General features: G+C 38.9%; 20 protein-coding genes. 15 read left to right on the top strand and 5 right to left on the bottom strand.

The window, feature by feature from the left end; genetic code table 11:
- Positions 1-14: 14 nt before the first annotated feature.
- Positions 15-1,973 carry a TonB-dependent receptor plug domain-containing protein gene (locus tag B7C41_RS17790; protein WP_085300329.1) on the bottom strand — a complete coding sequence of 653 codons (1,959 nt, stop codon included), beginning with the start codon at positions 1,971-1,973 and terminating at the stop codon, positions 15-17.
- A gap of 287 nt (positions 1,974-2,260) precedes the next feature.
- Between B7C41_RS17790 and B7C41_RS17785 the strand changes: the two genes are divergently transcribed.
- The 9 genes from B7C41_RS17785 (at position 2,261) to B7C41_RS17745 (ending at position 13,447) form a co-directional block, all read left to right on the top strand.
- Positions 2,261-2,629, top strand: a complete 369-nt coding sequence (locus tag B7C41_RS17785) for a PadR family transcriptional regulator (protein ID WP_235839771.1) — start codon at positions 2,261-2,263, stop codon at positions 2,627-2,629.
- A 1-nt stretch (position 2,630) separates the two neighbouring features.
- Positions 2,631-3,404, top strand: coding sequence for a hypothetical protein (locus B7C41_RS17780; protein WP_085300327.1), 774 nt, complete (start codon positions 2,631-2,633; stop codon positions 3,402-3,404).
- A 62-nt stretch (positions 3,405-3,466) separates the two neighbouring features.
- Positions 3,467-4,474 (top strand): WD40 repeat domain-containing protein, encoded by a 1,008-nt coding sequence (locus B7C41_RS17775; RefSeq protein WP_158089158.1) that lies wholly within the window; start codon positions 3,467-3,469, stop codon positions 4,472-4,474.
- A 373-nt stretch (positions 4,475-4,847) separates the two neighbouring features.
- Positions 4,848-5,912, top strand: coding sequence for a transporter (locus B7C41_RS17770; RefSeq protein WP_085300325.1), 1,065 nt, complete (start codon positions 4,848-4,850; stop codon positions 5,910-5,912).
- Positions 5,913-5,932: 20 nt separating this feature from the next.
- A complete protein-coding gene (locus B7C41_RS17765; RefSeq protein ID WP_085300324.1) occupies positions 5,933-6,535 on the top strand; it encodes a YfiR family protein in 603 nt (200 codons plus the stop codon).
- Positions 6,522-8,597, top strand: coding sequence for an EAL domain-containing protein (locus B7C41_RS17760; RefSeq protein ID WP_085300323.1), 2,076 nt, complete (start codon positions 6,522-6,524; stop codon positions 8,595-8,597). Before B7C41_RS17765 ends, B7C41_RS17760 begins: the two co-directional genes overlap by 14 nt.
- Before the next feature lie 589 nt (positions 8,598-9,186).
- Positions 9,187-10,770 carry an alkaline phosphatase gene (locus tag B7C41_RS17755; protein ID WP_085300322.1) on the top strand — a complete coding sequence of 528 codons (1,584 nt, stop codon included), beginning with the start codon at positions 9,187-9,189 and terminating at the stop codon, positions 10,768-10,770.
- A 24-nt stretch (positions 10,771-10,794) separates the two neighbouring features.
- On the top strand, positions 10,795-12,627 hold the full coding sequence (locus B7C41_RS17750; protein WP_085300321.1) for an alkaline phosphatase: 1,833 nt from the start codon (positions 10,795-10,797) through the stop codon (positions 12,625-12,627).
- Between the two features lie 109 nt (positions 12,628-12,736).
- Positions 12,737-13,447 carry a hypothetical protein gene (locus B7C41_RS17745; protein ID WP_085300320.1) on the top strand — a complete coding sequence of 237 codons (711 nt, stop codon included), beginning with the start codon at positions 12,737-12,739 and terminating at the stop codon, positions 13,445-13,447.
- 107 nt (positions 13,448-13,554) lie between these two features.
- On the opposite strand, the gene B7C41_RS17740 is transcribed toward B7C41_RS17745, so the two are convergent.
- The 3 genes from B7C41_RS17740 to B7C41_RS17730 form a co-directional block, all read right to left on the bottom strand.
- Positions 13,555-14,520 carry a siroheme synthase gene (locus B7C41_RS17740; protein WP_085300319.1) on the bottom strand — a complete coding sequence of 322 codons (966 nt, stop codon included), beginning with the start codon at positions 14,518-14,520 and terminating at the stop codon, positions 13,555-13,557.
- A 69-nt stretch (positions 14,521-14,589) separates the two neighbouring features.
- Positions 14,590-15,072, bottom strand: coding sequence for a putative 4-hydroxy-4-methyl-2-oxoglutarate aldolase (locus tag B7C41_RS17735; RefSeq protein WP_085300318.1), 483 nt, complete (start codon positions 15,070-15,072; stop codon positions 14,590-14,592).
- Between the two features lie 123 nt (positions 15,073-15,195).
- Complete coding sequence (locus tag B7C41_RS17730; RefSeq protein ID WP_085300317.1) at positions 15,196-15,933, bottom strand: substrate-binding periplasmic protein; 738 nt, start codon at positions 15,931-15,933, stop codon at positions 15,196-15,198.
- A gap of 129 nt (positions 15,934-16,062) precedes the next feature.
- Here B7C41_RS17730 and prmA point away from each other — a divergent pair, with 129 nt between their 5' ends.
- From prmA to purD, 6 genes are all read left to right on the top strand, one after another.
- Positions 16,063-16,944 carry a 50S ribosomal protein L11 methyltransferase gene (gene prmA / locus B7C41_RS17725; RefSeq protein ID WP_085300463.1) on the top strand — a complete coding sequence of 294 codons (882 nt, stop codon included), beginning with the start codon at positions 16,063-16,065 and terminating at the stop codon, positions 16,942-16,944.
- A 196-nt stretch (positions 16,945-17,140) separates the two neighbouring features.
- Positions 17,141-18,118 (top strand): tRNA dihydrouridine synthase DusB, encoded by a 978-nt coding sequence (gene dusB / locus B7C41_RS17720; RefSeq protein ID WP_085300316.1) that lies wholly within the window; start codon positions 17,141-17,143, stop codon positions 18,116-18,118.
- Between the two features lie 5 nt (positions 18,119-18,123).
- Positions 18,124-18,411, top strand: coding sequence for a DNA-binding transcriptional regulator Fis (fis, locus tag B7C41_RS17715; RefSeq protein ID WP_044832893.1), 288 nt, complete (start codon positions 18,124-18,126; stop codon positions 18,409-18,411).
- 205 nt (positions 18,412-18,616) lie between these two features.
- A complete protein-coding gene (purH, locus tag B7C41_RS17710; protein ID WP_085300315.1) occupies positions 18,617-20,212 on the top strand; it encodes a bifunctional phosphoribosylaminoimidazolecarboxamide formyltransferase/IMP cyclohydrolase in 1,596 nt (531 codons plus the stop codon).
- A 225-nt stretch (positions 20,213-20,437) separates the two neighbouring features.
- Entirely contained in the window at positions 20,438-21,253 is an 816-nt protein-coding gene (locus tag B7C41_RS17705; protein WP_085300314.1) for a class I SAM-dependent methyltransferase, read from the top strand.
- A 64-nt stretch (positions 21,254-21,317) separates the two neighbouring features.
- Positions 21,318-22,604, top strand: coding sequence for a phosphoribosylamine--glycine ligase (purD, locus tag B7C41_RS17700; RefSeq protein ID WP_085300313.1), 1,287 nt, complete (start codon positions 21,318-21,320; stop codon positions 22,602-22,604).
- 96 nt (positions 22,605-22,700) lie between these two features.
- Here purD and B7C41_RS17695 read toward each other — a convergent pair whose 3' ends face one another.
- The gene (locus tag B7C41_RS17695; protein WP_085300312.1) at positions 22,701-23,444 is read right to left on the bottom strand and encodes a hypothetical protein; all 744 of its coding nucleotides are present in this window, start codon (positions 23,442-23,444) and stop codon (positions 22,701-22,703) included.
- Between the last annotated feature and the right edge of the window lie 440 nt (positions 23,445-23,884).

Below are 23,884 nucleotides of genomic sequence, written 5' to 3'. Positions count from 1 at the left end.
CTCTCCGAGATTTCTTAAAATTGATAGCTAATACCAGCACTTATCGTGCGACTACTAACAGGTCTTGCGTCAAATAAATTTTGGCGATTGGCTGAGCTACTTTTGTGTTGATCAAAAATGTTGTCGACACTGATGCGCCAAGATAACTTGTCAGTTAAGGCTTGGTTTAATACCGCGTTGAATGTGCTGTATTCATTATTTTCGACACCCTGATAACCATCAGGGACTGCTTCTCCTGCCTGATAAACTGCATAGGCAATAAGCTCAATGTCGTAGGCATCAATGTCATAATTAATATTGAACTTCACCTGATGGCGCGGACGAGAAAGTAAGCGTTTATTGTGTTCATCTTCGCTGGTTAAGTAACTGTAATTTAATTGCATTTGCCACTGGTTAAATTTAACTTCAGTGCTGAGGTCAAAACCATGAATTTCGGCTTCGCTAATATTTTGATATTGATAAATAGACAGGCCTGTTAACTCTGATTGTTCAGGATCAACGACTGTATCGATAAGATCGTCAGTTTTAGAGTAATGAATACTAATATCACTGCGCAGTTCGGCAGCGTTATCAGCCAAGGTAGTGTTAAATGTTAAGCTCGAATTAATTGAATTGGCAGTTTCAGGTTCAAGTGCTTTATTACCTAATACCATATAGCCGAGTGCGCTGTGGTCAAAAATATAGAAGCGCTCTTTTAAATTAGGCACTCGGTAGCTTTGGCCTAAGCCAGCACGCCACTGTAATTTCCCGGAATCTAGGCTAAAGTTTTTCATGGCACTAAGACGAACAGCGTTATGCCAACCAAAGTCAGAATCATATTGGCTGCGCATCCCTGCAAGCACTTGGTGATTTTTTTTAACCCAGTTACCCTGAGCAAAAACTTCGACACTTTCCCTGCTTTTATCATCAATTTCAATAACACCGTCAGCAGGTTTGTCTTGGTTTAACTTATCTGCATGAATAACCCCACCGGTGACAAGTTCAATATTATCTATCTGAAATATTTTTTGACCATTAACCTCGGTAAGCACAATGTTGGTGTCGCGTAAGCCGTTTGACTGACCACTGGTTTCTTGGTGATCGATATAGCGGGCGTTAATTTGCCATGGTGACTTCGGATTTTTAATACTTTTAAGACCAATATCTAGTTGGTGTTCTGTCGCATCGGTTTGGTAGTAAATAACTTCACTTTGCCCAGGGATGGCAAAGCTATCACGAAGCTTTTTATCGTCTAACCATTGGTATTTAACACTAGTGGCAATATCGTCATGGCTTTTACTCATACTTAAGCTAACGATTTTTTTCTCGACGCTAGCAGCGTCTTGACTGACGGTATTGCTGTCGTAGTCATAGCCTTGGTCGTCAATGATGAGCGCATTAAGTTGCGTGCGCCAACCAGAAAAAACATCTACCGCATAAGCTTTCAAGGTGTGATTCAAATCACCAGTGTCAATTGTATTACCTTGGTATTGACTGATATCGTAATCAAATTTAAGGTTAGGCTGGTCTGTTTTATGGGTGATGATATTAATCACCCCACCCATAGCAGAACTACCGTACATTACCGATGCTGCCCCACGAATAACTTCTATTTGGGCAATATTGCTAGCAGGTACTTGGTCTAAATCTGCAGAAGAGCCAGTTGGGCTAACAATTGGCTGCCCATCAATAAGCACTAATACATGATCACCGTCAAAGCCTTGCATTTGAATATTGTAACCGTCTTTTACACTGCGCTTTACTACAACGCCAGGAATGTAATTTAATGCTTGTGCCAAAGTGCCGTGACTAATTTTGGCAATGGTTTCACCGTCAATAACGTCCACTAAAACTGGTGAATTACTCAATAGTTTTGCTGTACGGGTTCCTGTGACAACAATGTGTTCTTCTTGATCTTTGTCTGGCGTTGTTTGCGCTATTGAAGTGATAGGCAAAGCCAAAATTATGGCCGATAGGCTAGCTTTTATATACATTTACTCTTAATACCAATAGAAATCTAAATAAGAATGATTATCAGTCGTGCATGGTATAGGTGACATAAAGTGATAGCAAGAAAAATTGCAGGGTTTGGCTATGTTTACCTATTAAATTAAGCTCTGAAATTTAATTAGTATAAATAAATCATTAAGTTAATTGTTTTGTAAATGTTGTGTAAATTTTTTGAACTAATTAAAATTTGTGTATCATCTACATTGTAGTAAAAATATTTTTGCAACTATCATCTAATTAACTACAATGTAGTTAATTAGATGAGGAAGGCATGATGGCAGATAAAGAAAAGTTTCTTGGTGAGTTCGAACAAATGACAATGCTGGCTCTGATCCGGTTAGGTAGTGAAGCTTATGGAGCGAAGATTCGGCAGTTGTTGCATAATGAAGTAAACCGTAATGTTGCTATAGGTGCTATTTATTCTACGTTAGAGCGTTTAGAAAAAAAGGGCATGGTTAGCAGTCAATTAGGCGCAGCTACTGCTGAACGAGGTGGGCGAGCTAAACGTTTTTTTACTGTTACCACACAAGGGCAAGTTGCACTTAAACGCGCACGTTCGGCAATGGATGTGCTTTGGCAAGATGCCGCGTTTAACACACGAGTTGATGCTAAACTATATTGTTTTATTGGGGAGTACTGACATGAATAATGATACTGAAAATGGTATTAACCGTGTAACTTTGTTACCTCCAAGTTTTGCTATTATGTTATTAACTTGGATTCTACCAGCTGCGATGCTCGAGGTGATTCTTGGCGATTTGATGGAAGAATTTGACGAAAGAGCGCGGGAGGATATCAAGGCTGCTAACACTTGGTTTTGGCATCAAGCAACATGCACAAGTATGATCTATTTTAAGAAAAAATTTAGCTCGCCAAACTTTGTTCGAAAGATAAATATTGTTTTACCATTGGTATTATTTTCAATAGCATTTATCTTGATTTTATGGCTATCTTATGTCGATAATTTAGCAGAATATGCACCTGGTTTTTGGCAAAAATTGTTAACAGGTCAAGCACACATGGCATTGTTTGATGGTGCGTTTTGGTCAAGTGTTAGTGGCTATATGAGTCGTGTGGATAGTGTTTGGTTTCTACTTGATGGACCTTCATTGATTATTACATCCTTAAGTATATCTCTACTGATATACCTTGATAGAAAATCATCATTTACAGCACTTAAAATGGCATGTTGGGGCTATGCGTTGGTTATACTGCCTTATATTTGGTCGATAATTCACATTAATAGTAATCATTTATTTGCGAAACAAGTAGGTCCAATTATTGCCATTGGTTTACTCACCTTTTTATATATGGTTTTACCTGTAAGTTATTTAGTACACCGTAAATTGAAGCAAGTAGAGAGTAATTTAAAATTCACTAGTGAGCAAAATAAGTTAGGTGATGGTTCAGAATAAAGTAAGCTGGATAGAAGTGAGAGTAGATATAAAATTAGAGATGACAAATGATTGAGATACTTATGAAAAAACATTCTATTTACAATCCCAGGGCCTTTATAGGCGTACCGCTGTTTTTATTGTGCTTGAGTGCATGTTCACCTAACCAAGTGCAAACAGCGCAAGCAACTGAAACTCATCGCTATGCGCAAACAACTATTAAAGCGGCGTCGATTTCATCTGATGGATTACTGTCGCTAATTGCTGAGCCTGAGCAAATTTGTTTATGGAATAATAAGTCAAAACAACAGCAAATGCCGTGTATTAAAGGTAAAGATGCTGAGCATATTGAGTTGGTAGGAATCTCAGCGTCGCAACAATATTTTTACACTTCAAACCAAATGGTTGTACGCTTGTATCAATTGCAGGCTAATAAGAAAGTGAAATTAATTAATGAGTGGTATGCTGATAACAATATCATCAATGACATTGCGATATCTGCAAATGGCGATACTTTATTGCTTGGCTACCGTAATGGTCAAGCCAGTATTATTAATACAAAAACGGCAAAGAAGCACGTATTTCAACAGCACCGATTAGATATCAACGCCGTCGCATTGTCGGCTGATGGTCAGCTTGCTTTTACCGGCGCTAGTGACAAAACAGCAGCAGTTTGGCAAACAAGTAATGGCGAAAAAATTTCAGTATATCAACATAGAACACGAGTAAATCATGTCGATATTAGTGATGATGGTCATTTAGGTTTTGCTATTGATTCGATCAACGATCGATCGTTTTGGCAATTAGACGCAAAGAATGAAAATGAGTTAAGCGAATTACAGACGAGCCTTAAGTTTCTAGAAATTAATCATTCAGCATTCTCAGCAGATAAACATTATTTTTTAACTGGCTCACCTAAACAAAAAATCATGCTGTGGCGGGTTAATGATGGTGAACTTGTTGGTCAATGGCAGTCAGCAAAGATTGGCCGATCTTCTGTGTTGCAGGTCGCATTTACTTCCCCTAATAGCATTGCAGTCATCACCAGTGATGGAAATTACCAAGTGTTTCCGCGGGGCTTACTGAATTAACGCGGGGCCCTTCCTCATCATGGGTAAATTATATTCAAACTGTATTTGATAAAGTATGTTCGATTAAACATTTGATGGATAGCGACAGACCGTTGATAAAATTGAGGTCTCTTTTTTTGGTTTTATTAATGGTCATTGAAAAGTAATATTGGTAAGACTATAGGTTATCGAGTGCTGTTGACAAAGAATGGTAGTCAAATAATGTTCAAGCAAGCATAGTATTTGTACATAAAAACAAGTTATCATTCACTGCTCAGGGAATGCCCTTTAATGTAATAACGTATGCAATTATGCATTAGATAAAAATTGTAATTCATTCCGTATTAAGTTTTGTTAGTGTGCTTGCCTCGCTGTTACCAAGGTCGCTTGTTGTATGAAAAGTATTATGTTTTCTAAGCTATTGTTTGTAAATTTATTTTTCATTTCTGCTTGTCCGTTTTTAGCTATCGCTAATACCCCCTCTGAAATGGCTGATTTAAGCTTGCAAGAGTTGTTTGCACTTTCTACTGACGACATGGACATGCGTACCTATGAACCGTGGAGTTTCAACTTTCTTTATAAGCGTTCTAAGTTAGATGGCTATTTAAATGGTAACGATAAAGTAACTAATGATGAAGTTTACTTCGACGGTGGCGAACCTCGAACAGATGATAACTATCCAATACTGCCAACAACAATTACCCAAGCGTCTTATATTGCCAGTATTAGTTATTTTCTAGCGAAAGAGCAGAGCATTAGTATTAGTTTGCCTTATATTGTGCAAAGTACTGATCATATCAGCCTTGTACCCGGTTACGATGAGTTTAATATTAGCTCCGATGGAATGGGGGATATAACGGTGAATTTTACGACGCTATTAAAGAGTTGGGATAATGAAAAGCTTTCATTGTCGGTAGGGGTGTCATTACCTACGGGCTCTATAGATGAAAAAGGTGATACGCCGCGCGCTTTAGGCAATCAACAATTACCTTATACTATGCAGCTTGGTTCAGGTACTTGGGATTTACCTATTGGTTTAAGTTATATCAACGATCAAGATTCTTACCTTTGGGGCGGCAACCTTTTTGCTAAAATTCGTTCCGGAAAAAATGATCGAAATTACCGTTTAGGTAATCGATTTGCGGCTTCGATATGGAGTAAATGGAATTTAAACAATACTTTTCATCCCGTAATGAAAGTTGTATTGCAAGATTGGGGGCAGATTATTGGTCAGGATGATGAGATCATCGTTCCTAATCCACAATTTCCTTATCCTGCCGGGATAACTAAACCAAGTAATTACGGTGGTCAAAAAGTTAGTGTCGTTGTTGGTGCTGATATTATGATTTATTCGCAAGCCTTTGCGGTTGAAATAGCTAAGCCTATTTATCAAAATTTAAATGGTATTCAGACCAAAGAAACGTTGAATTTCAGTGTTAATTGGCAAAGTGATTTTTAAGTATTGTTATCTTGGCTAGTATGCGATTAAAACTCAAAAAACAGCAAAGGCAGTGCAATGTTTTTATTGTCTGTTTACTTTTTTTTATTTCTATATCAAGTGCTTTTGCTAAAGGTGACGTTTCTAAGCATCAGCAGATCATGGCTGGGCTGTTATTGCACTTAACGTCGTTTACTCAGTGGCCGGAGCAAAGCAGTGAAAGTATTAATTTGTGCATACTCGGTGATGACCTGTTTGAAAACTATATTAACGACATTGCTAAGCGTCGGTCTAAAAGTCGATCAGGCAAGGCAATAGTCATTTCACGTTCAAAAAATATAACTAAAGCTAGTGTTGACTCCTGTCAGATGATTTATATTGCTCCGAAACAATTAAGTCAGCTTTGGGATGTACTACCTGAAGAACACAATATATTACTGGTTAGTTATTCGAAAAACTTCATCGCTCAAGGCGGCATGATCAACTTTGTTACCGACAACAAACGCGTGAAGTTGGAAGTTAATTTACCTGCAGTGTTAAATGCAAAGCTTAAATTAAGTTCTACATTATTGAAGCATGCAAAAATTATCTCTGGTGGGCCGCAACCCTTAAGTAGTGAGGAGAAAAAAAATGAAGGGAAGTAAATTTTTTTCTATTCGCTATAAACTGATTATTTTAATGGTACTGGTAAGTATTGTCGTGTTGAGTGTTGCGGGTTTGTTATTCTATAAAAACAATGAAACTATCCTTGAAAACTCTACCATAGAAAGTGCTCGTATTCAGGCCGCAATTGTTGGTTCGTCGTTAGTGTCTGCGATTATATTTGATGATGATACGTCTGCTGCAGACACTTTAGCGTTATTTTCAAAGAATGAATATATTGAATTTGCTGCAGTATATTTAGCTGATGGCAGTAAATTCTCTCAGTTTCATCCTGATCCCGAATGTTCAGAGCATAGGTCAAATGCTAACTACCTCGACGAGAATCAAACTCAGCTTTCGAAAGGCTTGCAAAAAGAAAGCATGATATTGGGTGAAAACTATCTTGAAAGTGTTGATGTTATAACTTATCAAGGGCAGCCTTTAGGCTATCTTTATATTCGCACTTCATTAGAAAAACTTAACCAACAACGAGTCTATTATCGTGACATTTTACTTTATGTTATTGCGTTTAGTGTTTTTCTCGCCGGACTTTTATCAACGACATCGCAACGGTTTATCACGCAACCATTAAATCAAATGGTCCATCATGTGCGCGAGATTAGTCAGAGTAAAGATTATAAGAAACGTTTAGATTTAAAGCTTAATGATGAGCTTGGCACGTTAGCCCATGGTTTTAATCATATGATTAATGTTGTTGATGAGCGCGAACAAGAATTACAAAACCAAAGCAACAACTTACAAGCTATTGTTGATGAAAGAACTGAACAGTTGTCTCAAAAAGCTCATTATGACTCTTTAACCTTATTGCCCAATCGTTATTTGTTATCGGACCGTTTAGAGCATGCTATTGCGACAGCAAAACGAAATAAAGATGGTTTGGCAGTGCTGTTTATGGACCTAGACCGTTTTAAAATTATAAATGATAGCTTAGGTCATGACGTTGGTGATGAATTACTGAAAGCGGTGGCGAAACGCTTAAAAAATATTGGTCGAGATATTGATACTGTTGCTCGCTTAGGGGGGGATGAGTTTATTTACCTTGCGGAAAATATTCATAAACCTGAGGCGGCTGGGCGAATAGCACAAAAAATTCATCAAGCTTTTGAAGTGCCGTTTGTCTTGAATAAACATACATTACATGTTTCTACCAGCATTGGTATTTGTATGTATCCGACTGATGGCACTGAAAGTCGTCAATTATTAAAGAGTGCCGATGTCAGTATGTATCATGCTAAAGAGCAAGGGCCAGGACATTATAGTTTCTACCATAATGATATGGACGTGGCTATTCATGAAAGATTGACTATTGAAAATCATCTGAGAAATGCAATTACTAATAATGAGTTATATTTAGTTTATCAGCCACAAGTGAATATAGAGTCAGGTGAAATAGAAAAAGTAGAAGCGCTGTTACGGTGGAATAGTTCTGATTTGGGGGCTGTTGCCCCCGCAAACTTTATTCCTGTAGCAGAAGAAATTGGCATTATTAATCAAATTGGCAAATGGGTGATCCATGAAGTTTGCCGACAGCAACAAGCATGGAAAAATAGCGATATTCGTGTTGCAATAAATATTTCATCAAGCCAATTACTTGATGTTGACTTGGTGCCTTATATTAAAGATATTACTAAATATTATGAGGTTAATCCTAAGTGCTTAGAGTTTGAAATCACAGAAGAAGTTTTTTTAGAGTATTCAACTCGTACTATCAAAGTGCTGACTTATTTACAGGGGCTAGGCATTAAAATAGCGATTGATGATTTTGGTACGGGATATTCATCATTACGTTATTTAAAAGAGCTGCCTGTTGATACTTTAAAACTTGATGGCATGTTTGTGATGGATTTGGCTGAAAATAATGCCAGCCGAGGCATTGTTTCTTCGACTATTATTTTAGCACACAGTTTGAATATGAAAATAGTTGCAGAGTGTGTTGAAACTCAAGAACAATTATCGTTTTTGAAACAGCAAAACTGTGATTATGCCCAAGGCTTTCATTTACATAAACCGCTATCAGCAGAAGCAATGCTAGCGTTTTTGTAGTGCTCTACTCTGGTTGTTTCAACAACAAGTATTTTGACGTCACTCCTAGTTTTACTGCTGTGTAATGGTCTCTAGCAATAGGTCTTAGTGTAATCAAAGTAACATCAACTAGTGAAACATCGGAAAATTATTCGCTGAAATTCAATGTAAAGATGAGCAAAGCGCTGAACTAAATGGGAAAAATTGGCTCTATAGGATTATTACCTTAGCTCTAGTTCGGAAACGCCTATGCAATATAATGCCAAGTTACACAACCAAATATCGGTTATTTCAATATTCATTTTATTAATCGCCATTGCATTTGCTGCCTGATTTTTTAATATTTGTTTTGAGCTAAAGCACTTGTAAAATTTACTGTGATGGTTTTTCATGCCCGTATTAGCATTATCCTATCTCTTTCAATGTAGTGTGTTTTCTTAAGCTATTTGTATTCACAATCGAGCTGTTTGTCATCTTCACGTTATAAAGTCGTCACTATTCCTTCATTTTTCTTTTACCTTACTGTCATTTTTAGTGGTTAATCTGCTGTTGATGTTAATGCGCGGCGTTAACAAAAAACTAATTTAACTCAAACACCAAAGGAAGCATTATGAACTCGAAATGGGTTTCACTTTCAGCTTTGTCATCATTTGTACTCTCTAGTGTTGCTATTGCCGGGGTTGTGCCAAATGCACAAAAAGATAGTCAGTGGTTTGTTGATGGCCAACAATCGGTTATTGCTAAAACCAAATTGACGACAGCGAATAAAGCTAAAAATGTAATTTTATTTGTTGGCGATGGTATGGGAATTTCGACGCTGACGGCGGCACGTATTCTTGATGGTCAAAATCAAGGCAAGTTAGGGGAAGAGGGGTATTTAAGTTTTGAAGAGTTTCCTTATTCAGCACAAGTAAAAACCTACAATGTTGACGCCCAAACACCTGACTCTGCTGGCACAATGACGGCGATGATGTCAGGTGTTAAAACTGATGTCGGTGTTATTGGTGTTGATGAAGATATTGCTCGCGGAGATTGTTCAACAGTTTCGGGTAATGAGTTAGTCACGGCCATTGAAGCAGCAGAAATTAAAGGCTTATCAACGGGGATTATTTCTACTGCACGTATTACGCATGCTACGCCTGCTGCAGCATATGCGAAATCAGCTGATCGTAACTGGGAAGATGTTTCAGATATGCCTGAAGCGGCAGTGACTGCCGGCTGTGTAGATATTGCTAGCCAACTGGTTAATTTTGAAAGTAATTTAGAGCAAAGGTTCCCCGGCGTTGATGTTGACGGTATTGAAGTTGCCTTTGGTGGTGGACGTCGTCATTTCTTACCAAAAGATGTGGCTTTTAATAGTGCAGATGCTGCTAGTGAAATTGAGGGTGACCGCACAGATGGCGTTGACTTGACGGCAAAATGGCAAGCGCAATATCAAAATGGCGAATACATTATTGATCAAGCAGGTTTTGATGGCATTGATGCAAATACAACTGAGCGAGTGTTGGGCTTGTTTAATGAATCACATATGCAATATGAAGCGGACAGAGAAAATGATATTGCCGGTGAGCCATCATTAACAGAATTAACCAGTAAAGCCATTGATATATTAGATAACAATGATAAAGGTTTCTTCCTTGTGGTTGAATCAGGCCGTATCGATCATGGTCATCATGCTGGCTCAGCTTATAATGCCTTAACAGACACTATTGAGTTTTCTAATGCGGTAAAAGCTGCCGTTGCTAATACCAATCCAGAAGAAACTTTAATTTTAGTTACCGCCGATCACAGTCACGTCTTTACTATTGCGGGTTATCCAAAACGGGGCAATCCAATTTTGGGTAAAGTTGTTAACGTTGGTGCTACTGAACCTACATTGGCTGCTGATGGCATGCCATATACTACGGTTGGTTATACCAACGGTCGAGGCTTCCGTAATTTAGTTAATGAAACTAACGCTGATGTAACTTATAGCGAAGATTCAATTGCCGGTCGTCAAGATTTAACCGCTGTCGACACTGCGAGCAATGGCTTTCATCAAGAAACGACCGTACCACTGAGTTCAGAAACACATGCCGGAGAAGACATCAGCCTACACGCTAAAGGCCCAGGTGCACATTTAGTCCAAGGCGTTGTTGAACAGAGCGTTGTTTTTCACATTATTAATCAGTCTCTTGGCTTAATTGCTAATTAATTAGTTACTTTATAGGAATTAACCATGAAAACTTTACATATTTTATCATTGGCTGTGTTGGCGGTTTTAACCGGCTGTGGCGGTGATGACGGAAAAAACGGTGTTAGCGGTACAAATGGCGTAAACGGTACAAATGGGCTTAATAGTTTGATTAATCAAACCATGTTAGCAGTTGGCCATGAACAATGTTTGAATGGCGGCATACAGGTCGATTCGGGTATTGATGACGATCATTCCGGCACACTTGAAAATGCTGAAATTGATATGACAGAATATCTTTGTTCAGCGCCGGTTAGCCAAGTACAAGGTTCGGCATTAGATGCCACAACAAATAACCTATGGTATGAGCAAGGTCAGCAGGTATTAGCACAGGCTAAAATCAATCGTCAAACCATTGCTAATGCGCGCGGTAAAGCAAAGAATGTGATTTTGTTTGTTGGTGATGGTATGGGGTTATCAACAGTGACAGCTGCACGTATTCTTGCCGGTCAACAACTTGGCAAAATGGGTGAAGAGCATCAGCTAAGCTTCGATAAGTTTCCATTCTCAGGCTTTGCTAAAACTTACAATGTTGATGCACAAACGCCAGACTCTGCTGGCACCATGACGGCAATGATGTCAGGCGTTAAAACCGACGTTGGTGTTATTGGTGTTTCAGAAGCCATTGTTCGTGGTGATTGTAGTTCAGTTTCTGGTAATGAACTGGTCAGCGCATTAGAGCTTGCGGAAATTGCAGGCAAGTCGACAGGAGTTATTTCTACCGCAAGAATTACTCATGCAACACCTGCGGCAACTTACGCAAAATCAGCTGATCGTAACTGGGAAGATATTTCAGATATGCCAGCAGATGCGGTAACGGGTGGTTGTATTGATATTGCTTCACAGTTGATTAGCTTTGAAAGTGACTTGGAAAGTCGCTACGCCGGCTTAGATGTTGACGGTATTGAAGTTGTTATGGGCGGTGGTCGTCGTCATTTCTTACCAAAAGATGCGGCATTTAATAGTGCAGATGCAGCGAGTGCAGTTGAAGGCGATCGTACTGATGGTCGTGATTTAACCGCTGAATGGAAGGCACAATATCCAGCGGGTGATTATGTTATTGATCAGGCTGGCTTTGATGCCATTGATGCTAATGCTACAGACCGTATTTTTGGCCTGTTTAATGAATCACATATGCAATATGAAGCTGATCGCCAGAATGATATTTTAGGTGAACCTTCATTAAGTGAGATGACCCGTAAAGCAATTAATGTCCTTGATAATAACGATGATGGTTTTTTCTTAATGGTGGAAGCCGGAAGGATTGATCACGGACATCATGCGGGTAGTGCTCATGGTGCCTTAACCGATGCGATAGAATTTGCTGATGCGGTACAAGCTGCGGTTAACTCAACCAACCCTGAAGACACTCTGATTATTGTAACGGCAGATCACAGCCATGTTTTCACTATGGCTGGTTATCCTAAGCGTGGTAACCCCATCTTAGGTAAAGTTGTTGGTGTTGGAAAAACTGAGCCGAGTTTAGCAAGTGATGGCATGCCTTATACAACCTTAGGCTATACCAATGGTAAAGGTTTCCGTGATTTAGCAGCTGAAACTGATGCTGATGAAGGATACGCTGGCGATGCCGTCACAGGTCGAGTTGATTTAACCAGCGTTGATACAAAATCTGCTGGTTTTCATCAAGAAGCATTAGTACCACGAAGTTCTGAAACCCATGCCGGTGAAGATGTTGGTATTCATGCTATGGGACCCGGTGCTCACCTTGTTAGTAGTACCAATGAACAGAGTGTTATTTTTCATGTCATGGACTATGCAGCCGATTTGGTTGGTCTTGCAGAAGCCGCGCTTGAGTAAGGTCATCTCTATTACGAAGCAAGCGTGAAGAAGTAAAGAAAGTTGCAATGTCTTACTGGTGTTGCAGTTTTCTTATTGTCGGATTATTAGGTTATTTTAGGTTGTTCTTATGAAAGTTATTATCATTTTTTTATTACTATTTTCGTTTCATAGTTTTGCTCAAGAATGCACCAACGAAGCTAAATTTATTAGCGCCCAGTATGAAATATCAGAAATGGTGCCGGTTAAAGGAAATAGCTTGAAAGGTAATCTTTCGTCGACATTGCTTGAATTTCATCGTCAAGGTAATCGCGTTTTACAACGATTCTCTGATGTTGGATTCAGTAATATATGGAGACAAGGTGCACATGGGCGTATTTCGCTGTTACGTGCTTTCGATGAATATCAGCATGCGATTGAATACCAGCCGAGTGAATTAAGTTATAAACCAAATTGGCAAAGTATATATCAACCAATCTCTATACCTGCTCTCAATGAAATGGTGTTACTTTCTCAAACGGGTAAAGGTTGTGAGCTGAAGCAATATTATCAATTGCAAACGGATAGCGCTGAATATCGTGTCACTTGGCTGCCTAAATTAGCATTGGTGAGTTACTTTCAAATACAAAGTAATACTATTAATAAAGAGTGGCAGCTAAGTTCACACCAAGTAAGTAGCGAGCGTTCTACATTGTTGTTTAGAGAGTATGACAATTACCGCAGCACTGACTATGCGGACATAGGCGATAATGAAGCTATGCCATTTTTAGCTAAAATGATTAATCAAGGGTTTTCGTCTGCGCAAGTTGTCAACCGTCAGCAGCATAGTCATCAGCACTGATGTCAGTAGGTATCTGTTTATGTAGTTAATAGCGACAACAAAAGTAAATAATAAACCGCAGTGCAAAGCTGCGGTAAGTGCAAGATTTATTAAGTTACAGCTTTAACTTAACTACCGCTATAAAGGTGTTTTTTCAAAACATTACTTTGATTAAGCATAGAGTTATTTGGAATATCAATATTGCCTGCAAGTAAGTAAATGACTTTTTCGCCTTGTTCCGCTAGCTCTAATGCGTGTTGGATATTTATTAGAATACTCGATGCGATGTCTTGCGGGTACTTGTTAGCATCTCGACGTATATATTCAATCAAATCAGTATTAACTTCTTGATCATAAAAAACAGCATCAGCAAATTGCATCTCGCGATGTGCCTTTAATGTTAGGTGATCTGGGTTACCGTCTAAAGTATGAATAAAAACGATTTCACCACTCGGCGGTGGTGTTTGTGCTTGTAAACTGGCAATAAGCTGCTGTTCCGCTGTTGTTGTTTGCCCGTCTAAAATAGCTTGGCCAATTTTACCACGTAAAGTACGTTCCCAAAATGTACGACGATCACGCATGCTTTTTACTCGCGCTTTAACATGATCGCGAAACTTAAATGAGAAGTCAGCTAATTTTCCATAGCCGTTAGGTAAGGTTTTTTCTATTTGCTCACGGAGCATGCGTAATAAAATTGGTGCGCTACCGGAACTCGACATTGAAATAATAATGGGGCTTCGGTCAATAATGGCTGGCGTTATATAAGTGCAAAGTTCAGGTTGATCCACAACATTAGTCAGCAGTTTTAGTTTACTACTTTCTGCTGCAACGGCGCTGTTTATTTCAGTGTTGTCAGTTGCTGCAATCACAATATTGATATTGGCGAGGTGGCCAGGTTGATAATTATGCTTAAGCCAAGTTAATTGGTGCAGGTTTACTAAGCGTTCAACACTGCTACTTAATTTTTCAGACATAATGGAAATATTAGTGGTCGACTTTAATAACAAGTCTATTTTGCGGGCCGCAACTTCGCCACCGCCTATAATCATCGCGTTAATATGTTTGGCATCTAGATATATAGGAAAATACTTCATTGTTATTATTCTCTAACGTTTAGCTATACTTGCAACCTCAATGACACCAACATCACAAAGGTTAGATTGTTAAAAGGATAATAGTGCTTTACTGATGGCTAAGCCATTACTATCGCCATAAATATATTGACCTGGATTAAACGTTAGGCCTGCAAAGCTTATTGAGCTATTAATTTCTCCTTGGCCTAACTTTTTAGTTTTGATTGGGCAGCAACCTAATGCTTTAACGCCAATAGCCAGGGTGGCAATAGTGTCTGCATCTCGTATGCAGCCGTTAATAACAATACCTTGCCAGCCATTTTGTACTGCTTGTTCGGCGAGCATATCGCCAAGTAGAGCACGAGTAACACTAGCTTTCCCGTCAACGACCATCACTTTTCCAGTGCCATTTTGTGCGACTAATTCTTTAACTTTCGAATTATCATTTATACAGCTAACGGTAACAATTTCGCCATAAAATATTTTTTTGCCACCATAATCATTGAAAATTGGCGCTGCGAGGGCAAGTTGCTCTGCATATTCATCAAATAAATCAGGTAATAAATCTAACATGGCTATCCTTGAAGTAAAATTATTGGCGTTAAATCTACAATAGCAAAACACTACCGACGATTTTACTATTAATGGTTATAACGAATATAAGTTCAAGCTATAGCACATTTTATCTGTAGAATTTTACATCTGCCATTTGGTTAAAATACGTTGGTAACTGCCATCGGCTTTTATATCCGCTAAGGCTTTTGTTAGCGCATCAACAATTTTTTTATCTGTGCTCAAGCTTGCAGCAATATATAGCTCACTAGCAAAATTAGGTATTTGGTAATTGAGCTTGAGCTTTTTCGGGTCTAACCCAAGAGATTTAATTTCATAACGCCATAATAAACTATTGGTAAATGCTACATCTATTCGGCCACTATATAGCAGCTCCCACAAAACATTATATTTACTACTAATGAATAAATTTTCATTCAATAAAAAGCCGTTGTCCAACAAGTGATTTTCCGCCAAGTCACCTCTAATTGTTCCAACGCTGTAGTCGTTTGCATCGGCTAATCTGTTAATTTTAATGTCAGAACGTGACTTTAAGTTAGTGAGATAAGATTTAACGGTATATAGTTTTCCTATCCAGTGAAATTTTTTTTCTCTCTTCGTATCTCTGAATAATGAAAAAATTATAGTGTTTTTCTCGCTTAAGGCTAGCTGGTAACTACGCGCCCATGGATAAATGTTGATATCAGTAACGAGTTGAGCCTTTTTTAGCATGGCGTTAACAACTTCTACCATGGCACCCGTAGGTTGGTGATTAGCATCAAACATTTGTAGTGGTGGCACTTCTTCACTGACAATGCGTAGTTGCTGTGCAAAAGTGAGTGGCATAAAACCAATAAGACATAGTAAGACTACCTTGAGCATTATATTCTCAACCTTATTAAACCTAAAATAGTGCTAATTTTGCACTACTTTATTTTAGTATATGGCTAATTGGGTAGGTTGTCGCTTTATAGAATGTTAAACTAGCTAAAAATATCGATGAGAATAAAAATGCCTTGGATCCAACTTAGATTAAGTGCTGATGAAGAAACAGCGGAAAAATATAGTGACTGGCTGAGTGCGTGTGGCGCACAAGCGGTTACGTTTATTGATGCTCAAGACACACCTATATATGAACCTTTACCAGGTGATGAAGTTATTTATTGGAATAATACCGTGGTAATGGGCTTGTACGATGCTAGCCATGATATGGATAAAGTGCTGAATTATTTAAAAAGCATTCACCCAGATAAAAGTAATATGGTTTATAAGCTAGAGCAGCTTGAAGATAAAGATTGGGAGCGTGAGTGGATGGATAACTTTCATCCAATGAAATTTGGCCAACGCTTATGGATATGCCCAAGCTGGCGTGATGTGCCCGATCCAACTGCGGTTAATGTTATGCTTGACCCTGGTTTAGCATTTGGCACTGGTACGCATCCAACAACGGCTTTATGCTTAACTTGGCTTGATAGTTTAGACCTTAAGGGCAAAACAGTAGTCGATTTTGGTTGTGGTTCTGGGATTTTATCACTCGCGGCTTTAAAGTTAGGTGCTAAGAAAGTGATTGGCATTGATATTGATCCACAAGCATTACAAGCGAGCTTGGAAAATGCCAAGCGCAATCAATGTGAAGATCGTTTGGCGTTATTCCTCCCTAAGGATCAACCAAAGTTTAAAGCAGATGTTGTTGTGGCTAATATATTAGCAGGACCATTACGTGAACTTGCACCGGTGATTATTGAGTATGTTGCTCAAACTGGTTTGTTGGCTTTATCGGGTGTGCTGGAAGAGCAAGCCGAACAATTGCAGGAAATTTATGGTGAATATTGCCAGATGGATGCCATTGCAGTGCAAGATGAATGGGTACGTCTGTCCGGTGTGAAAAAATAGCACGAGTAAAAGCCTTAAAAAACGAACAGTTTCTGTTATCAAATTGTACAGAAACTGTTCCCATCAACATTTTATAAAATGTCAATATAAAAAACGTGAAAAAAAACGCTTTTTGTTCAATTTATATCCTTTTCAATCTCAAAAAAAACACGTAAACTTAGCGCCCTTTTGACTAGTAGCTCAAAAAAGCAACAGCGTGAAGATAGGTCCATACACACTAGCAAGCAATACTATGCTTGCACCCATGGCGGGAATTACTGATCAACCCTTTCGGCAATTGTGCTGCCAAATGGGCGCAGGTTTAGCAGTATCAGAAATGATGTCTTCGAATCCTAAAGTGTGGAATACGGGAAAATCTCAGCGTCGTATGCTGCATAGTGCAGAGGCGGGTATTCGTTCAGTGCAAATTGCTGGTTCGGATCCTGAAGAGCTTGCTTTTGCTGCTCGGTTTAATGCAGAGCAGGGCGCACAGGTTATTGATATCAATATGGGCTGCCCAGCGAAGAAAGTAAATAAGAAGTTAGCAGGTTCAGCATTACTGAAAGAACCCGGATTAGTTGAACAGATCGTTAAAGCTGTTGTTGATGCGGTTGATATTCCGGTAACGTTGAAAATTCGAACTGGCTGGTGTGAAAACACTCGTAATGGTATTGAAATTGCTCATATTGCTGAGTATAACGGCATTCAATCACTTGCAGTTCACGGTAGAACACGCAATGACTTTTATAAAGGTAATGCCGAATACGATACTATTCGAGCGATTAAGCAAGCAGTGAGTATTCCTATTGTTGCTAATGGCGATATTACTTGTGCTGAAAAAGCGGAACAAGTACTAAATTACACTGGGGCTGATGCTATTATGGTTGGTCGCGGTGCCCAAGGGAAACCTTGGATTTTTCGAGAAATTAATCATTTCTTGAAAACTGGCAGGCATTTGTCTGCACCTTCAACGGATGAAGTACGTTCAATTTTAATTGAACATGTAAAGGAACTGCACAAATTTTACGGTGACTTTATGGGTGTGCGTTTTGCCCGTAAACATGTTTCTTGGTACATGCAAACGCATGAACAAGGAAAATCGTTTCGTTCTATTTTTAATGCGCTTGAGTCTGTAACAGAGCAACTCGATGCATTAACTATGTATTTTGATAATTTAACTTTAGAAAGAGTCTGAACTTTATGTTTGAACAAAATATTTCCTCTCCATTTATTACCGGTGATTTACAAACTCAGACAAAGGCATCGCCTTTGCGCACACAAGCGAAAGTAGCTATTAAAAATTACTTATCTCAGTTAAATGGTAATGACGTTGATGATATGTACGACCTTGTGCTTTCAGAAATTGAAGCACCAATGCTTGAAGAAGTAATGCAATACACTCGTGGTAACCAAACCCGCGCAGCAAACTTGTTAGGCATTAACCGTGGTACATTACGTAAGAAGTTAAAAAAATACGGTATGAACTAAGATTGACGACAGGTTAGCCTGTCAAATAAAAGCACCCTCGGGTGCTTTTTTGTTATTAGGGCTTAAAAAGTTATCCAAATAGTCAACTTTTAGTCCCAAGAAAATATCGCATATCAATGATAATGGACGCGATAAAGAGCACACCGCCACGGACATGTGTCATAGGCCAGACAATCATTTTAATTTATAGGTAATTAGAAAAACCATGAATACACCACGCCCAATTAAACGCGCCCTGTTAAGTGTTTCAGATAAAACTGGTATTGTAGAATTTGCTCGCTCGTTATCACAAAAAGGTGTTGACCTTTTATCTACGGGTGGTACTGCTAAGTTATTAGCAGACAATGGTATTAAAGTAACAGAGGTATCTGATTACACCGGTCATCCAGAAATTATGGATGGTCGCGTAAAAACACTTCACCCAAAAGTACACGGTGGCATTTTAGCACGACGTGATATGGATGAAGCTGTTATGGTGGAAAACAACATTAGTGCAATTGACCTTGTTGTGGTCAACCTTTACCCATTTGCCAATGCCGTTGCCGATGAAAACTGTAGCCTAGAAAACGCTATCGAAAACATTGATATTGGTGGTCCAACAATGGTTCGCGCTGCCGCAAAAAACCATAAAGATGTTACGATTGTTGTAAATGCCCATGATTATGACCGCGTATTAGCGGAAATGGATGCCAACAGTGATTCTTTGGTTTATCAAACTCGCTTTGATTTAGCTATTGCTGCCTACGAGCATACTGCTGCATACGATGGCATGATTGCAAATTACTTCGGTAAAATGTTGCCAGCATACGGTAGCGATAATACTGCAAGTGAAGAAAAACAAAAATTTCCACGTACTTTTAATAGCCAATTTATTAAAAAGCAAGATTTACGCTACGGTGAAAACTCTCACCAAGATGCGGCATTCTATGTTGAAGCAAGCCCAGAAGAAGCCTCGGTTTCAACGGCGAAGCAAGTTCAAGGTAAAGCATTATCTTACAACAACATTGCTGACACTGACGCAGCACTAGAATGTGTTAAAGAATTTGATGAAGCTGCTTGTGTTATTGTAAAGCATGCTAACCCATGTGGTGTTGCTATTGGTGATAATATCTTGGCAGCGTATGAAAGCGCTTATAGCACTGATCCTACTTCAGCATTTGGTGGCATTATCGCGTTTAACCGTGAATTAGATGCGGATACGGCGAAAGCTATTGTATCTCGTCAATTTGTTGAAGTGATTATTGCACCAAGTATTTCTGGTGCAGCAGCACAAATTATTGCGGCTAAGCCAAATGTTCGTTTGTTAGAGTGCGGTTTATGGTCAACACAAACCACCGGTTTAGATTACAAACGAGTTAATGGTGGCTTACTAGTTCAAGACCGAGATCAAGGTAAAGTAACCAACGATGATTTAAAGATTGTCACTAAGCGCCAACCTACTGATGAAGAAATGCGTGATTTAAAGTTCTGTTGGAAGGTTGCGAAATACGTGAAATCTAACGCGATTGTTTATGTTAAAAATAGTATGACGATTGGTGTTGGCGCAGGACAAATGAGTCGAGTTTACTCTGCTAAAGTAGCAGGTATTAAAGCGGCTGATGAAGGTTTAGAAGTAGCAGGCTCTGTTATGGCTTCTGATGCATTTTTCCCGTTCCGTGATGGTTTAGATGCTGCTGCTGAAGCGGGCATTACTGCAGTTATTCAACCTGGCGGCTCTATGCGGGATGACGAAGTTATTGCAGCAGCAGATGAGCATAATATTGCTATGGTGTTTACTGGTATGCGTCACTTCCGCCATTAGAAAATGTACTTTGTTATACAGTGCTTAGCTATATTAAATAGCTGAGCACTTTTATTAAGAGCCTGGTGTAAACGTTGCCTAATAAATTATTACGTTACATTTGGAAATATTGAGATAAGTTCAAACGTCGCTTTTTATCGATAAGATGATACTAATGGCACTGAACATATGAAGAAAATCTGCTATAACTAGCGTTTAAAAATAACTAGTTAATGGAAGATAGCAATGTATACAACAACTCAAGTCATAAAAAAAGTTTTTACAGCTTCAATTATCTCTGCCACTTTATTATGCTCAGGTATTGCCACAGCGCATGTGCATGGGCAACTTGATCAAGCAATTGCCGGTGATCATCGTTCGGATAAAAATAAGTCTCGCGATCAATTTCGCCATCCAAAAGAAACTTTAGAGTTTTTCGGATTTAAACCGACAATGACTGTGGTTGAAATTACTCCTGGTGGTGGTTGGTATACAGAGATTTTAGCGCCAGCGGTAAAAGGAAAAGGCAAACTATATGGTGCGCACTATCCTGATACCAATGAAGATAATTATTTCAGTAAATCACGTAAACAACTAGTGAAAAAATTAGCGAGTGATGCGGTATTTAGCGAAGTCGAATTAACTAATTTTGTACCTCGCAAAGCAAGTGAGCTTGCTCCTGCAGGCAGTGCTGATTTAGTACTAACTTTTCGTAATTTGCATAACTGGCGTGACGCTGGCGTAGAACAAGCATTTAAAGATGCTTACACAGCGTTGAAAAAAGGTGGCGTATTAGGTGTTGTTGAACATCGTTTACCTGAAGGTGTTGATGCTAAAAAAGCGATGGGTTATGTTTCTCAAAGCAAAACAATTGCACAAGCCAAAGCCGCGGGTTTTACTTTAGCAGCAAGTAGCGAAGTAAACGCTAATGCGAAAGATAAAGCCGTTTATCCTAAAGGCGTTTGGACATTACCTCCTGTTTTACGTCTTAAAGAAGAAAATAAAGCGAAATATATGGCGATTGGCGAGAGTGATCGCATGACATTAAAGTTTGTAAAATAACATAATCTAACCGCTATACTGCGATGCAATATAGCGGTTTGCAACATATTAGGAAATTAAGTAAATGAATGTTTTGGTAATTGGTGGTGGCGGTCGTGAGCATGCATTAGCATGGAAAGCCGCACAATCGTCTTCAGTAACAAAAGTGTTTGTTGCACCAGGTAACGCAGGTACAGCTACTGAAGCAAAATTGGAAAATATTGCAATCTCGGGTGCCGATATTCCTGCTTTAGTCGAATTTGCGAAAAGCAATGATATTGCTCTTACTATTGTAGGCCCTGAACAACCTCTTGTTGATGGTGTTGTCGATGCATTTCAGGCTGAGGGCTTAATGATTTTCGGACCAAGTGCCAAAGCTGCACAGCTTGAAGGCTCTAAATCATTTACTAAAGATTTTTTAGCACGTAATAATATTCCTACAGGCGCATACCAAAATTTTACTGAAATTGAACCTGCAATTGCATACGTTCGTGAAATGGGCGCTCCAATCGTTGTTAAAGCCGACGGCTTAGCGGCCGGTAAGGGCGTTATCGTTGCCATGACATTGAAAGAAGCCGAAGATGCTATCAAGGATATGTTAGCGGGTAATGCTTTTGGTGATGCTGGTCATCGTGTTGTGGTTGAAGAGTTCCTTGAAGGTGAAGAAGCAAGTTTCATCGTTATGGTAGACGGTAAAAATGTTTTGGCATTTGCGACCAGTCAGGATCATAAGCGTGCATACAATGGTGATCAAGGACCGAATACCGGTGGCATGGGAGCTTATTCTCCGGCACCGGTGGTTACACCTGAAATTCATCAACGCGCAATGGATGAAGTTATCATGCCTACTGTTGAAGGCATGGCTAATGAAGGTGCTCCTTATACAGGCTTTTTATACGCAGGCTTAATGATTGATGCTGATGGAACACCTAAGGTAATTGAATACAACTGTCGTTTTGGTGATCCGGAAACTCAACCTATTATGATGCGTTTAAACTCAGATCTTGTTGAATTGTGTTTGATGGCATGTCGTGGTGAATTAGATCAAGCAACCATTGATTTTGATCCTCGTCCCGCTGTTGGCGTAGTTTTAGCTGCAGCTGGTTATCCAGCAAGTTATCCTAAAGGAGATGTAATTTTAGGCTTAGCTACCAACAAAGCTGATGATCGTAAAACTTTCCATGCAGGTACTGCAGAAAAAGATGGTGCAATTGTTACCGCAGGAGGCCGAGTACTATGTGCTACTGCTATGGGCGACAATGTTACACAAGCTCAAAAGTCTGCATATGAATTACTAGCAGAAATTTCTTGGCCAGGTGTAGAATTTAGAACTGATATTGCTTATCGCGCAATTGCACGTGAACAAAGTTAGTTAAAATTTACTGATATTTTTCAAGTTAAGCAGTAAAATGAAAAAAGCCCATCATAACTGTTGGGCTTTTCAATCTTTAGTTTTTGAATTAAACGTTCAGTTATTTAGCTTGGCTAAGGTTTCTTTTTTCGCACCACCAGCAATGGCTGCCGCAATTGCTGAATCCCTATCAACACCAGAATCTATTGCTGCATTGACGATACCGCTATTATAACTATCATCGCTTTGTGTAACAGCAGTAGTAACAACAGTACCTGCTTCTAATGGAAACAACGCCAATATATCTTTTACTATATTAGTCGCTTGTTCTGGAATCGCCGCTAGAGCGGCGGTAAGAATATTTAACATTTCTGACGGGTAGTTTGATGCAGTATTATTAACAATATTAGTCATATCGTAAGGTTCAGTGCGTATTGCTACCCTCACAATGCTTTCAAGTTCTGCGGGACTATACTTTAATGCTGTATTAACAATCTCTTGCGCATAGGCAGGCTCTGCCTTAATTGCTATCTTTACCAATTCACTGCTCGGGGCAATGTCAGCTTTAATTGCATGCTCTATAACATCACACGCTAAAACGGGCTCTGCGGATAGCGCCCCCATTATTATTTCACGATACTTCTCAGGATATCGATCTAAAGCTACCGCCATTACAATATCTACCTTTTCAGGATAACGAGAAAGAATTGAATGAACGCTACTTTGTACACTTCTATGTTTTTTAACTTGCTGGTTCAATATTTTAGCAATTAAACGTTCTTGTTTGTAATCGGCAATATCCTTTGCCATAGCTGTATTACTAATTCCTACAAGCATTAACAAGATGATAAGTTTTTTCATTTGCTATGCTCTTTGCGTAAACCTATTTATATTTACACTTTATTATTTTTATGTGAAAACAATATAGAGGATAAATACATTATTATCTCCTGTGTTTTTATACATGATAATTAACTCTACGGAAAAAGCTAATAGTGTGCTGTAAACAAAGTCGTTGCATTATTAGTCCGTAAAATAAACGAATAGCTCAATAAAAAAACATACAAACGTTATTATGTAAATAAAGTGCATTTAAGTGTTGACGTGCTCTGAAAAATCGCCATAATGCGCTCCACTTCTTCGGGGCAACCCAAGAAGCTTGTTTTAAAGAGTAAACTACACTGGTTTAGGCCAAAGTAGCTGACTTAACGTTATAAAGTAGGGTTTTGAATCTTCTAAAAAGAAAGTTCAAAAAAACGAAATAAAATGTTGACTTTAAAACACGGAAGCGTATTATACGC

This window comes from Cognaticolwellia mytili, assembly GCF_002104475.1.
Taxonomy (GTDB): Bacteria; Pseudomonadota; Gammaproteobacteria; order Enterobacterales; family Alteromonadaceae; genus Cognaticolwellia; species Cognaticolwellia mytili.
Note: the sequence above shows the minus strand (reverse complement) of the source record. Positions and strands in the feature narration are given on the sequence as shown.